General features: G+C 68.0%; 14 protein-coding genes. 9 read left to right on the top strand and 5 right to left on the bottom strand.

Annotation, left to right across the window (positions count from 1 at the left end; translation table 11 throughout):
* Positions 1-253: 253 nt before the first annotated feature.
* The 6 genes from leuA (at position 254) to KRX52_RS14125 (ending at position 5,831) form a co-directional block, all read left to right on the top strand.
* The gene (gene leuA / locus KRX52_RS14150; RefSeq protein ID WP_217682359.1) at positions 254-1,924 is read left to right on the top strand and encodes a 2-isopropylmalate synthase; all 1,671 of its coding nucleotides are present in this window, start codon (positions 254-256) and stop codon (positions 1,922-1,924) included.
* 193 nt (positions 1,925-2,117) lie between these two features.
* Positions 2,118-2,834, top strand: a complete 717-nt coding sequence (locus KRX52_RS14145) for an endonuclease (protein WP_217682358.1) — start codon at positions 2,118-2,120, stop codon at positions 2,832-2,834.
* 149 nt (positions 2,835-2,983) lie between these two features.
* Complete coding sequence (locus tag KRX52_RS14140) at positions 2,984-3,613, top strand: DUF2238 domain-containing protein (RefSeq protein ID WP_217682357.1); 630 nt, start codon at positions 2,984-2,986, stop codon at positions 3,611-3,613.
* A gap of 194 nt (positions 3,614-3,807) precedes the next feature.
* Positions 3,808-4,986, top strand: a complete 1,179-nt coding sequence (locus KRX52_RS14135; RefSeq protein ID WP_217682356.1) for an MFS transporter — start codon at positions 3,808-3,810, stop codon at positions 4,984-4,986.
* A 111-nt stretch (positions 4,987-5,097) separates the two neighbouring features.
* Complete coding sequence (locus tag KRX52_RS14130; RefSeq protein WP_217682355.1) at positions 5,098-5,457, top strand: cupin domain-containing protein; 360 nt, start codon at positions 5,098-5,100, stop codon at positions 5,455-5,457.
* Between the two features lie 8 nt (positions 5,458-5,465).
* Positions 5,466-5,831: a DUF2784 domain-containing protein gene (locus KRX52_RS14125; RefSeq protein WP_217682354.1), complete on the top strand. Its 366-nt coding sequence runs from the start codon at positions 5,466-5,468 to the stop codon at positions 5,829-5,831.
* On the opposite strand, the gene KRX52_RS14120 is transcribed toward KRX52_RS14125, so the two are convergent.
* Positions 5,828-6,361, bottom strand: coding sequence for a flavin reductase family protein (locus tag KRX52_RS14120; RefSeq protein ID WP_217682353.1), 534 nt, complete (start codon positions 6,359-6,361; stop codon positions 5,828-5,830). The genes KRX52_RS14125 and KRX52_RS14120 overlap by 4 nt on opposite strands.
* Before the next feature lie 118 nt (positions 6,362-6,479).
* On the opposite strand from KRX52_RS14120, the gene KRX52_RS14115 reads away from it, so the two are divergent.
* Together KRX52_RS14115 and KRX52_RS14110 are read left to right on the top strand one after the other, a co-directional pair.
* Entirely contained in the window at positions 6,480-7,190 is a 711-nt protein-coding gene (locus tag KRX52_RS14115; protein ID WP_217682352.1) for a Bax inhibitor-1 family protein, read from the top strand.
* A 36-nt stretch (positions 7,191-7,226) separates the two neighbouring features.
* Positions 7,227-7,409 (top strand): hypothetical protein, encoded by a 183-nt coding sequence (locus tag KRX52_RS14110; RefSeq protein ID WP_217682351.1) that lies wholly within the window; start codon positions 7,227-7,229, stop codon positions 7,407-7,409.
* Positions 7,410-7,447: 38 nt separating this feature from the next.
* Here the strand turns inward: KRX52_RS14110 and KRX52_RS14105 are convergent, their stop codons facing one another.
* Positions 7,448-8,242: an amidohydrolase gene (locus KRX52_RS14105; protein WP_217682350.1), complete on the bottom strand. Its 795-nt coding sequence runs from the start codon at positions 8,240-8,242 to the stop codon at positions 7,448-7,450.
* Between the two features lie 102 nt (positions 8,243-8,344).
* Complete coding sequence (locus KRX52_RS14100; RefSeq protein ID WP_217682349.1) at positions 8,345-9,493, bottom strand: pyridoxal phosphate-dependent aminotransferase; 1,149 nt, start codon at positions 9,491-9,493, stop codon at positions 8,345-8,347.
* 254 nt (positions 9,494-9,747) lie between these two features.
* Between KRX52_RS14100 and KRX52_RS14095 the strand changes: the two genes are divergently transcribed.
* Positions 9,748-10,806 carry a double zinc ribbon domain-containing protein gene (locus KRX52_RS14095; protein ID WP_217682348.1) on the top strand — a complete coding sequence of 353 codons (1,059 nt, stop codon included), beginning with the start codon at positions 9,748-9,750 and terminating at the stop codon, positions 10,804-10,806.
* Between the two features lie 3 nt (positions 10,807-10,809).
* On the opposite strand, the gene rhlE1 is transcribed toward KRX52_RS14095, so the two are convergent.
* Complete coding sequence (gene rhlE1, locus KRX52_RS14090; protein ID WP_217682347.1) at positions 10,810-12,147, bottom strand: RNA helicase RhlE1; 1,338 nt, start codon at positions 12,145-12,147, stop codon at positions 10,810-10,812.
* Between the two features lie 66 nt (positions 12,148-12,213).
* Complete coding sequence (locus KRX52_RS14085; protein ID WP_217682346.1) at positions 12,214-12,690, bottom strand: LabA-like NYN domain-containing protein; 477 nt, start codon at positions 12,688-12,690, stop codon at positions 12,214-12,216.
* Between the last annotated feature and the right edge of the window lie 35 nt (positions 12,691-12,725).

Raw genomic sequence — 12,725 nt, 5'->3', positions numbered from 1 at the left:
ACGAATTTGCGACAAAAACGAAATTTAACAGCGCACAAAAACCATCAAAGGTGAAATATGCCAATTTTTCAACAATGCTTGCCATTCATGCGCAGTGAAAGCTAGGGTTTGCGCCATGAACACTGCCCACACCCTCATCCTGCAATGGCAATACCAGTGCCAACACCTGGTCAGTCCGCGACTGCGGGGCTGAAGCGGCGCCGTTCACCCCTCTTGCCCGCCGCCCTGCGGCCACCGTTTCCAGGAATTCGCCATGCCCATGCTCAAAGATCCGTCGAAGAAATACCGCGCCTTCCCGCAGATCGACATCGCCGACCGCACCTGGCCGTCGAAGACCATCACCCAGGCGCCGATCTGGCTGAGTTCCGACCTGCGCGACGGCAACCAGTCGCTGATCGAGCCGATGGATGCCGACAAGAAGCTGCGCATGTTCCAGATCCTGGTGCAGGTCGGCGTCAAGGAAATCGAGGTGGGCTTCCCGTCCGCCTCGCAGACCGACTTCGACTTCGTGCGCACCCTGATCGAGGGCGGCCACATCCCGGACGACACCACCATCCAGGTGCTCACCCAGGCCCGCGAAGACCTGATCACTCGTACCTTCGAGTCGCTCAAGGGCGCCAAGAAGGCCATCGTCCACTACTACAACGCCACCGCGCCGAGCTTTCGCAAGATTGTCTTCCATCAGGACAAGGCCGGCGTGACCCAGATCGCCATCAACGCGGCGCAGATCATCAAGCGCCAGGCCGCGCAGTACCCGGAAACCGACTGGCGCTTCGAGTACTCGCCCGAGGTGTTCAGCTCCACCGAAACGCCGTTCGCCGTCGAGGTGTGCAACGCGGTGATCGGCGTGTTCCAGCCGACCCCGCAGCAAAAGCTGATCCTCAACCTGCCGGCGACCATCGAGGCGGCCACGCCGAACGTCTACGCCGACCAGATCGAGTGGTTCGGCCGCCACATCGACCGTCGCGACAGCGTGCTGATCAGCCTGCACACCCACAACGACCGCGGCACTGGCGTGGCCGCCACCGAGCTGGGCCTGATGGCCGGTGCCGACCGCGTGGAAGGCTGCCTGTTCGGCAACGGCGAGCGCACTGGCAACGTCGATCTGGTCACCGTGGCGCTGAACATGTACACCCAGGGCGTCGACCCGCAACTGGACTTCTCCGACATCGACGGCGTGCGCAAGGTGGTCGAGGAGTGCAACCAGCTGCCGGTGCACCCGCGTCATCCCTACGTCGGCGACCTGGTGCACACCGCCTTCTCCGGCTCGCACCAGGACGCGATCCGCAAGGGCTTCGCCCAGCAGGACCCGGACGGCATCTGGGAAGTCCCCTACCTGCCGATCGACCCGGCCGACATCGGCCGCAGCTACGAGGCGGTGATCCGCGTCAACAGCCAGTCCGGCAAGGGCGGCATCACCTACCTGCTCGAGCAGGAATACGGCATCAGCCTGCCGCGGCGCATGCAGATCGAGTTCAGCCAGGTGGTGCAGCGCGAGACCGACCGCCACGGCCTGGAGATGAGCGCCCGGCAGATCTACGACCTGCTGGTCGAGGAATACCTGCAGGGTCCGGCGACCTACAGCCTCAAGGGCCATCGCCTGCAGGAAGAGAATGGCGTCACCAGCGTGGAAGTGGAGATTGAGCAAGGCGGCGCCGTGCAGCAGCTGCGCGGCACCGGCAACGGTCCGCTGGAGGCGCTGGTCGCCGCCCTGCCGGTCGCCGTCGAGGTGATGGACTACAGCGAGCACGCCATCGGCGCCGGCAGCAACGCCAAGGCCGCGGCCTACCTGGAGCTGCGCGTCGACGGCGGCCGCCCGCTGCACGGCGTCGGCATCGACGCCAACCTGACCACCGCCAGCTTCCGCGCCCTGTTCAGCGCGCTGAACCGCGCCCTGCGCCAGAGCGAGGCGCAGGCGGCCTGAGCCTGACCTGAGCGCTACCCCGCACGCCCCGGCCCGCAAGGTCCGGGGCGTTGTTCATTGTGGAGCGGCCAAAACCCCGCCTTCGGCCTCGAAACTTCTCGCAACCACTTGTTTTGACTGACTTTTCAGCACGGCGCGGTAGAATCGCCGGCAACCGCATGGATGCTCCTCTCAGTTCGTTGTCGAGATCTCCATGCGCGCCCTGCTTGCCCTGCTCCTCGTCGTCATCCCCTGCCTGTCCGTCCACGCCGAAGCCCCACGCACCTTCCGCGAAGCCAAGAAGGTCGCCTGGAAGCTGTATGCCGACAACCCGGTGGACTTCTATTGCGGCTGCGCCTACCAGGGCAATCGCGTCGACCTCGACAGCTGCGGCTACCAGCCGCGCAAGAACGCCAACCGCGCCGGGCGCATCGAGTGGGAACATGTGGTGCCGGCCTGGGTGATCGGCCATCAGCGCCAGTGCTGGCAGCAGGGCGGGCGCAAGAATTGCACCAGCAACGACGCGGTATTCAGCAAGGCCGAGGCCGACCTGCACAACCTGGTGCCGGTGGTCGGCGAGGTCAACGGCGACCGCAGCAACTTCGGCTTCGGCATGCTCACGGCCAAGCCCACCCAGTACGGCGCCTGCCCCTTCGTGGTCGACTTCAAGCAGCGCACCGCCATGCCCGCGGAGTCCAGCCGCGGCGCCATCGCGCGCATCTACCTGTACATGAGCGAGCGCTACCAGCTGCGCCTGTCCAAGCAGGACCAACGCCTGTACGACATCTGGAACCGCCAGTATCCGGTCAGCGCCTGGGAGCGCCAGCGCAACCAGCGCATCGCCTGCGTGCAGGGCAACGCCAATCCCCATGTCGGCACGGTGGACCTCAAGCGCTGCGCACCTCGCGCGAAACAGCTGGCCTACAACTGAGGACACCGCGTAGGGTGCGCCGTGCGCACCACTGCGCAACGGCAGCGTCGAATGGTGCGCATGGCGCACCCTACGACGATCGGCAGGCCCGTGGACGCCGCGCCGGCACGCGGGGTAAGGTGGTGCCGACCTGACACACGGAGACGGCCATGCCGCACACGCGCCTGTATGGAGCACTGGGCCTGACGGTACTGGCCGCGCTGATCGTCTCCGGCATCGCGCCCTACGACCGCGCCACCTGGTGGCTGGAAGTCTCGCCGGTGCTGATCGCCGCGCCGCTGCTGCTCGCCACCGCCCGGCGCTTCCCGCTGACCACCCTGCTCTACCTGCTGATCGCCCTGCACTGCCTGGTGCTGATTCTCGGCGGCGCCTACACCTACGCGCGGGTACCGGCGGGCTTCTGGGTGCAGGAGCTGCTGGAGCTTGCGCGCAACCCCTACGACAAGCTCGGCCACTTCATGCAGGGCCTGGTGCCGGCGCTGATCGCCCGCGAGATCCTCCTGCGCGGCCGCTTCGTCACCGCCGGGCGCATGCTGGCCTTCCTGTCTCTCTGCGTGGCGATGACCATCAGCGCCGTCTACGAGCTGATCGAGTGGTGGGTGGCGCTGCTCGCCGGCGGCGGCGCCGTCGACTTCCTCGGCACCCAGGGCGACCCCTGGGATACTCAGTCCGACATGTTCTGGGCGCTGCTCGGCGCCAGCGCCGGATTGCTCGGCCTGAGCCGGCTGCAGGACCGGCAGATCGCCAAGCTGGAACACGCAGACCGTAGGGTGGGTTAGGCCGCAGGCCGTAACCCACCATTGCGACCGGCAGGTCGCACCGTTCAGGCATGCCAGCCCTGCGGACTGGTTGGTGGGTTTCGCCGCTATGCGGCTAACCCACCCTACGCTCCCCCTAGCCCCGACGTACCGCGCTAGAATGCGCCCCCGCGTCACCTGCCGCCCAGGCACCACTCCCGAGAATCCCCCGCCTCATGCCCGCCTCAACCCTGCTGTCTCTTCCCCTGCTGGCCCTCGCCCTCGGCGGCTTCGTGGTCGGCAGCAGCGAATACATCATCATGGGACTGCTGCCCGAGGTGGCCAACGACCTGGGCGTCAGCCTGGCCGATGCCGGCCTCTTGGTCAGCGCCTATGCCATGGGCGTGGTGGTCGGTGCGCCGCTGCTCGGCCCGCTGCTCGGCCGCCTGCCGCGCAAGCAGGCATTGATGTGGCTGATGGGCGCCTACAGCCTGGGCAATCTGGGCTGCGCGCTGGCGCCGGACTACGCCTGGCTGGTCGCCGCGCGGCTGTTCACCGCCATCAGCCATGCCGGCTTCTTCGGCTGTGCCACCCTGCTCGCCGCCGAGCTTGCCCCGCCGCATCGCCGCGCCTCGGCCATGGCCCTGGTGCTCAGCGGCCTGACCATCGCCAACGTGCTCGGCGTGCCGCTGGGCGCCTGGTTCGGCCAAGCCAGCAGCTGGCGGATGACCTTCTTCGCCGTCGCCGGCTTCGGCGCCTGCACCCTGCTCGCCCAACTGCTGTGGCTGCCGCGCCGGCAGGAGGCGCCGCGCCACGGCGGCGGCGCCTGGAGCGGCGTGCTACGCCGCCCGGTACTGCATGCACTGGCAGTGTGCTGCCTGTCCTCGGTGGCGCTGTTCAGCGTGTTCACCTACATCAGCCCGCTGCTGCGCGACAGCGGCGGCATGTCGGCCAACCTGAGCAACACCGGCCTCTTGGTGTTCGGCGTCGGCCTGACCCTCGGCAACCTGCTCGGCGGCCGCCTGGCCGACCGCGGCATCCGCCATGCCGTGCCGCTGGCGATGGGCTGCAGCGCCCTGGCCCTGCTCGGCCTGTTCGCCTTCATCGACACCACGCCGACGACCATGGCCCTGCTGCTGTGCTGGGGCATGGCCAGCTTCGCCATCTCCTCGCCGCTGCAGTTGCTGCTGGTGGAACAGGCCGGCGACTCGGCGGGCCTGGCCGCCACCCTCAGCCACGCCGCCTTCAACCTCGGTAACGCCAGCGGCGCCTGGTTCGGCGGCCTGTGGCTGGGCGCCCAGTTCGGCCTGGCCAACCTGCCGCTGCTCGGCGTCGCCCTGCTGCTGGCGACCATCGCCGCCGCCTGGCCGCTGCCGCACCTGCGCCCGGCACGCGAGCGGCTCGGTCTGGCGTAGCGCCGCACGTCCGACCATCCGCGCCTGCCGCCATGGCTGACCTAACCTTGCACTGTTGACCCGGCCGCACGGGCGACCGGCCTCTGTTTGGCGGCATGCCGGAGGTGGGTGATGGGCACGGCAGAATTCAAGCATTTCGGCACACCGGACGAGGTCCGGGAGTTTCCCAAGGGTCGGCTGGAGCTGGTCACCATCGGCGGCGCCACGGTCGGCCGCGCCACCTTCGAGCCCGGTTGGCGCTGGGTCACCTCGGTGCAACCAATCGCCAAGACCAGGAGCTGCGAGGCGCCACACTTCCAGTACCACGTATCCGGCGTGCTGCACATCGTGATGGACGACGGCAGCGAATTCGACTGCGGGCCGGGCGACGTATCGCTGCTGCCCTCCGGCCACGACGCCTGGGTGGTCGGCGACGAGCCGGCGGTGGTGGTCGACTTCCAGGGCATGCTCGACTACGCCAGGGCGCACTAGGCGCAGCCATGCCCTACCGCCTCGCCGCCGACGCCCTGCTGGTTCTGCACTTGGGCTTCGTGCTGTTCGGCCTGCTCGGCGGGCTGCTGGTGCTGTGGAAGCGCGGCATCCTGCTGCTGCAGCTGCCGACGGCCGCCTGGGCGATCTTCGTCGAACTTACCGGCCGCGGCTGCCCGCTCACTGCCTGGGAGCAGCAGCTGCGCCTACGCGCCGGCGAAGCCGGTTACAGCGAGGGCTTCGTCGAGCACTACTTGTTGCCGCTACTCTACCCCGACTGGCTGACCCTGCCGGTGCAGTACGTGCTGGCGGCCGTGGTGGTGCTGAGCAACCTGCTGATCTACGGCTGGGTGATATGGCGCTGGCGAAGCCGCTAACGCATCGCCGAGCCGGTCTGTATCTCCTCGCCCGCCCGCATGAACTTGCCGTAGCCGCGGTGGTGCAGGGTGCGCGGCGCCGTCGCCGCCGGGTCGCGCCAGGCCTGCACGACCTCGAGGACGAAGAAGTTGTAGCTGCCGACCAGCTGGCGGTCCACCACCCGGCACTCAAGGTTGGCCCAGCACTCCTCCACCCGCGGCACGGCGACCTGCGCCGAGGGCACCGCGGTGAGGCCGAAGCGGGCGAACTTGTCGACCTGATCGCCGTGGCTGTTGCCGCATCCCACCAACTGGTCGAGCAGCTCGGCGCTCGGCACGTTGAGCACGCACTCGCCGGTCGCCTCCAGAGCCTTGAAGGAATGGTTGGCCGCGCTGAGCACGCAGCCGACCAGCGGCGGCTCGAACTCCATCATCGTGTGCCAGGACATCGGCATCACGTTGGCCCGACCGTCCTGCGCGGTGCTGACCAGCAGCACCGGACCAGGTTCGAGGATGGCGTAGACCTCCGCCAGCGGCAGTTCGGTTTTCATGACAGTCCCTCCTCACAGATCCCCTAGACGATAGACGCATGACGGAGCGCTGCAGTAAGTTGGCCACCCCACCCGCCACACACGGACCGGCGGGTATTGCACGGACGCAGAAGACACCATGGACGCCCTGACGCTGTACGAAAAGACCTTCCTTATTCTCGGTAGTCAGCTCGCGCTGACCTGGCTCAGCACCCTGATCCTTATCGGCCTGCTGCGCCGCCAGTACCACGCCCAGTCTCGCTGGGTCGGCGGCAGCATCGGCATGGACGGCAAACTCGACCTCCATCTCGACTGGTACTACGTCAAACCCTGGTTCTACGCCCTGCTGTCACTGAATTTCGGAGCATTCCTGATTCTGCTGTTCTTCGCTCGCCACGACCTCAGCTACGGCATACCGCTGTTCAGTCTCTGGTCGGTGCTGGGCGGGCTGTCGCTGGCCTTGTGCCTGGTCTCGGTGGACGAGAACCTTGGCGGCCGGGTGCTGGGCCTGACCGCGCTGATCACTCTCGCCGCCGGACTGGTCGGCAGCCGCTCGGGCATTGACTTCTCTCCATTGCGCGAGCCCCTCTTCAATGCTCTGTTGTTGCTCATCGCCATCGGCATATTCCGCCTGTTCGTTGCCATCGGCGGCTGGCTGCGCCGCCTCGTCGCGCTGATGGGCATCGCCGTGTTCACCGGCTATCTGCTCCACGACTTCCACAAGCTCAGTCGACTCAACCGAGAAGAGGCTGCCAACTCTTGGGAAACAGCCATGTCATTGGCCATCAGCATCTATCTGGACGTCATCAACCTGTTCCTCGATCTGCTGGACCTGCTGAGCACTAAATGAGCCATGCTACGGACAGGTAGCCGCGAGGGGCCGCAGATGAACGCAGCGAGGACCGACGAGCGGTGCTGGGTACTCTACCGCATCGACGACAACGGCAACGAGGTGGAGATGCGCCGCTTCGCCACACGTAGCGAGGCCGAGGCGGAGATGCGCGCCTTTGAAGCGCGCGGGCACAAGCAGGCGTATCTGGTCAGGGAGGACAGGGACTCGCCGATGTAGGGTGGATGGCCACCCTACGCGCTACGCAACCTCCGGGTTCAGGTTTTCAACTCGAACGCATCAGCATCGCGCCAAGCCGGGAAGCGCGTGCGGAACTTGGCTAGCGCCTGCGCCGACAGGGTCACATGGAACACGCCCTCGACCTCGCCCGCCGCCAGCAGCGTGTCTCCCTGGAAATCCAGCGCCTGGCTGTCGCCGGCATGCGGGTAGCCGTTGCCGTCGGTGCCGATGCGGTTGACCGCTGCCACGTAGCAGAGGTTCTCGATGCCGCGCGCCGGCAGCAGGCGATTCCACGGGTTGCGCCGCGCCGCCGGCCAGCTGGCAATGTACAGCAGCAGGTCGGTGTCGTGCGGGTCGCGACTCCACACCGGGAAGCGCAGGTCGTAGCAGACCAGCGGGCGCACCTGCCAGCCCTTCAGCTCGAGCAGCACGCGCTCCTCGCCGGCAGCGTAGTGCTCGTGCTCGCCGGCCATGCGGAACAGGTGGCGCTTGTCGTAGTGGGCGCAGCTGCCGTCCGGGCGTGCCCAGTACAGGCGGTTGCGGTAGCTGCCGTCGCTGGCGCGGGTGATCACGCTGCCGACCACCACCGCGTTGAGGCGTGCGGCCTGGGCCAGCAGCCAGGCGCGGCTCGGGCCGTTTTCCTCTTCGGCGAGCGCCGCGGCGTCCATGGAGAAGCCGGTGCTGAACATCTCCGGGAGGATCACCAGGTCGGCGCCCTCGGCCTGATCCAGCAGGCGGGCGAAGTGGGCATGGTTGGCGGCCGGGTCCTGCCAGACCGGGGCGGTCTGCACCAGGGCCAGCTTGAGGTCGGGCAAGGCGGTCAGGTCACGCATGGGAAGTCTCCGAAATCCAGATCATGGCGCATGCCGCGCCAGCCGTAGGGTGCGCCGCGCGCACCATTGGCCCGTGGTGCGCACGGCGCACCCTACTGACACTCACACCCGGCACAGCTTGTCGGCGGCCTGGCGCAGGGTGTCCTCGCGCTTGGCGAAGCAGAAGCGCACCAGGCGCAGGTCCTTGGGCGCTTCCTGGTAGAACACCGACACCGGGATGGTCGCCACGCCGTGCTCGCGGGTCAGCCACAGCGACATGTCCACGTCGTCGAGGTCGTCGCGGATCGCCGAGTAGTCGGCCAGCTGGAAGTAGGTGCCGGGGGTGCGCTTGAAGGCGAAGCGCGAGCCCTGCAGCAGGTCGCAGAACAGGTCGCGCTTGGCCTGGTAGAAGGCCGGCAGCTCGGCGACGTGCTCGGGATGGGCGGTCATGTAGTCGGCCAGCGCCCACTGCAGCGGGGTGATGCCGCAGAAGGTGACGAACTGGTGGACCTTGCGCAGCTCGGCGGACAGATGTGGCGGCGCCACCACGTAGCCGGTCTTCCAGCCGGTGACGTGGTAGGTCTTGCCGAACGAGCTGACCACGAAGGCGCGCTGGTACAGCTCCTCGTGGGCCAGCACGCTGGCGTGCTGAACACCGTCGAACACCAGGTGCTCGTAGACCTCGTCGCTGATCAGGTAGATCTCGCGCTCGCGGATCAGCGCCGCCAGCTGGGCCAGCTCGGCGGAGGAAATCAGCGCGCCGCTGGGGTTGTGCGGGCTGTTGAGGATGATCAGCCGGGTGCGCGGGCTGATCGCGTCCTGCAGGCGCTGCCAGTCGATGGCGAAATCCGGCAGCGCCAGCGGCACGTGCACGCAACGTCCGCCGGCCAGCTCCACCGAGGGCTCGTAACTGTCGTAGCAGGGATCGAAGACGATTACCTCGTCGCCCGGACGCACCAGCGCCTGCACCGCACAGAAGATCGCCTCGGTGGCGCCGGGGGTGATGGTCACCTCGCTGTCCATGTCCACGCTGCGGCCGTAGCTGCGGGCGATCTTCGCCGCCACCTGCTCGCGCAGGGCCGGCAGGCCGGTCATCGGCGCGTACTGGTTGTGCCCGGCCATCACGTGGCGGCCGACCGCTTCGCGCAGCGCCTGCGGGCCGTCGAAGTCGGGGAAGCCCTGCGACAGGTTGAGCGCGCCAGTCTGCGCGGCGAGCTGGGACATGGTGGTGAAGATGGTGGTGCCGACGTTGGGTAGTTTGCTGACGATCATCGCAATTCCTGGGCCAGTGGAGCGCAAGCGGCGAGGATAGCCGATCCGCTGGCGCCGGGCAGCCGCGGCGGCGGCAAATCCTGGGCAATCGCGCCATGCGCCCGGCAAGCCACGCCGCGAAGGGGTGCGCAGGGCGCACCCTACGACAAAGCGCGCTCATCTCCCCGACCGCCGCAAGTGCCGGCTGCGTCAGCCTGCCCGCCGGCGCGCTGCGCTATGCTGAGGCCACTCCCGCGAGAAAGGATGCTCCCCTCATGAACAAGGCCCAACGCCGCTCCGAGAAGTTCTTCCGCATCGCCCTGTGGGCGGTGGCGGTGGTGTTCGCCGGTTTCCTGGTCAACCTCGGCAGCGCCGTGGTGAAGAATCTGCCGCTGGTCGAGCAGCGCTTCAGTGTGGAGGATTTCCTCGACGCCGACGCCAGCAAGCGCATCGAGCAGGAGCTCAAGCGCCAGCGCAACCTGGCCCAGGATGCCCTGGACGCCCTGGAGCAGAGCCGCCTCAAGCTGGAGGCGGCGCGGCAGAACAGCCAGACCGCCCGCGACAGCCTGAGCGCCTGGCTGGCCAGCCGCCAGGTGACCCAACAGTCCGCGCGCGATGACGAGGTGATTCAGCGCACCGCGGCGCTGGAGCACCTCAAGCTCGCCGAGCGTGACGTGCGCAGCGCGGTGGAAGCCGAGGAGCAGCACCTGCTCGACGCCCAGCAGGCGCAGCAGCGGGCGCAGCGCCAGCTCGACGAATTGCGCAGCGACGCCTATGAGAAGATGAATAGCGAGCAGAGTTCGCAGGAACTCAAGGTGTTCCTGATCCGCCTGGCGATCACCCTGCCGCTGCTGCTGATCGCCGGCTGGCTGTTCGCCCGCCAGCGCAAGTGCACCTGGTGGCCCTTCGTCTGGGGCTACATCTACTTCGCCCTGTTCGTGTTCTTCGTCGAGCTGGTGCCCTATCTGCCGAGCTACGGCGGCTATGTGCGCAACATCGTCGGCGTGGTGATCACCGTGCTGGTCGGCCGCCAGGCCATCGTCTCGTTCAACCGCTACCGCGAGCGCCAGCTGGCCGCCGAGAGCAAGCCCGATATCGAACGGCGCAAGGAGATCTCCTACGACACCTCGCTACTGCGCCTGGCGAAGAAGGTCTGCCCCGGCTGCGAGCGGCCGGTCGAGCTGGACAACCCGCAGATCGACTTCTGCCAGCACTGCGGCCTCAGCCTGTTCGACCACTGCACGCACTGCCAGACGCGCAAGAGCGCCTTCGCGCGCTTCTGCTTCGCCTGCGGCAGCGACGCGGCCCAGCCCGCCGAGCCGCCGGCGACGTGACGACTACTTCTTGCCGGAGCGCTTGCCGCCGCCCAGGCTGGGCATCTTGCGCACCGCCTTGACCCTGGGCTCGCTGCTGTCGATCCAGTTGCCCAGCGGCTTGCCGGCCTTGCCCGGCTTGCCCGGCTTGCCCAGCTCGATCTTCGGCTTCTTCGGCTTCTTCGGCTTTTTCACCACCTGGCCGTCGATGGTGGTCTGCGGCACGCGGTGGTCGGGGATGAAGTCCGGCTCGTCGCGGCGCGGCAGCAGCTGGCGGATCAGCAGCTCGATGGCGGCGAGCAGCTGCACCTCGTCGGCGCACACCAGCGACAGCGCCTCGCCGCTGGCGCCGGCGCGGCCGGTGCGGCCGATGCGGTGCACGTAGTCCTCGGCGACGATCGGCAGGTCGAAGTTGACCACCAGCGGCAGGTCGTCGATGTCCAGGCCGCGCGCCGCCACGTCGGTGGCCACCAGCACCTGCACCTCGCCGGCCTTGAAGCGCTCCAGCGCGCGCAGGCGCGCCGGCTGCGGCTTGTCGCCGTGAATCGCGTCGCTGCTGACGCCGAGGCGCTGCAGCTCGTCGACCAGCTCGTCGACGCCCTTGCGGGTCTTGACGAACACCAGCACCTGGCCCCAGCGCCGCGCCTTGAGCAGATGGCAGAACAGCTCGCTCTTGCGCTTCTTGTCCACCGGGATCAGCCACTGCTTGACCGACTGCGCCGCGGCGTTGCGCGGGCTGACCTCGATGCTCAGCGGGTCGCGCAGCAGCACCTTGGCCAGCTCGCGGATGGTCTCCGAGAAGGTGGCGGAGAACAGCAGGGTCTGCCGGCGCTGCGGCAGCATGGCGAACAGCTCGTTGAGTTCGCGGGAAAAGCCCAGGTCGAGCATGCGGTCGGCTTCGTCGAGCACCAGGGTCTCCACCTGCTCGAAGCGCACCGCGTTCTGGCGGAACAGGTCGAGCAGGCGGCCGGGGGTGGCCACCAGCACGTCGACGCCCTTGCGCAGGCGCATCATCTGCGGGTTGATGCTCACCCCGCCGTAGGCCGCCAGGGTGCGCAGCGGCAGGTGCTGGCCGTAGACGCGGAAGCTCTCGTGGACCTGCTCGGCCAGCTCGCGGGTCGGCACCAGGATCAGCGCGCGCACCGAGTTAGGGGCCACCTGCCCTGCCATGCTCAGGCGCTGCAGCAGCGGCAGGGCGAAGCCGGCGGTCTTGCCGGTGCCGGTCTGCGCCGCCGCCATCAGGTCGCGGCCCTTGAGCACGGCGGGAATCGCCTGGCTCTGCACCGGCGTGGGCGTTTTGTAGTCGAGGGCGTCGAGCGCGCGCAGCAGCGGATCGATCAGGCCGAGGGAGGCGAAGGTCATGACAGGGCAACCGGCAGGGAAAACAGGGCGCCAGTTTACCTGCAATGCCCAGCGTCTGCCGGAGGATCAGCCGCGCAGCAGCAGGCTGCCCTCGATCGGCACGTAGCGGTCGGCGGCGCGCACCAGCGACTGCGCGGTGAGCCCCGGCACGCCGTACACGGTAGCCGCGGTGCCGCCGCGGCGCACGCGCTCGAGCAGCAGGTCGAAGTCGCCGTCGCCGGAGGCCAGCACCACCTCGTCGACCCGCGCCGCCGCGTCGAGCACGTCGATGGTGATGCCGACGTCCCAGTCGCCCTTGGCGCTGCCGTCGCTGCGCTGGATGTACGGCTTGAGCTTCACGCTGAAGCCGAGCTTGCGCAGGGTCTGCTGGAACTGCTGCTGGCGCGGATCGCCGCGCTCGATGGCGTAGGCATACGCCTCGACGATCTTCCCACGCGCCGCCAGCTCGGCCCACAGCGCGGCGTAGTTGAAGTGGCAGCCATGGGCCTGGCGCACGGTGTAGTAGAGGTTCTGCACATCGGCGAACAGGGCGATGGTCTTCAACGGGAGTTCTCGATGCGTGGCGGATGGCCGATTAT

The organism is Geopseudomonas aromaticivorans (assembly GCF_019097855.1).
GTDB lineage: Bacteria > Pseudomonadota > Gammaproteobacteria > Pseudomonadales > Pseudomonadaceae > Geopseudomonas > Geopseudomonas aromaticivorans.
The sequence above is the reverse complement of the archived record's forward strand: the minus strand, read 5'-3'. Positions and strand labels throughout refer to the sequence as shown.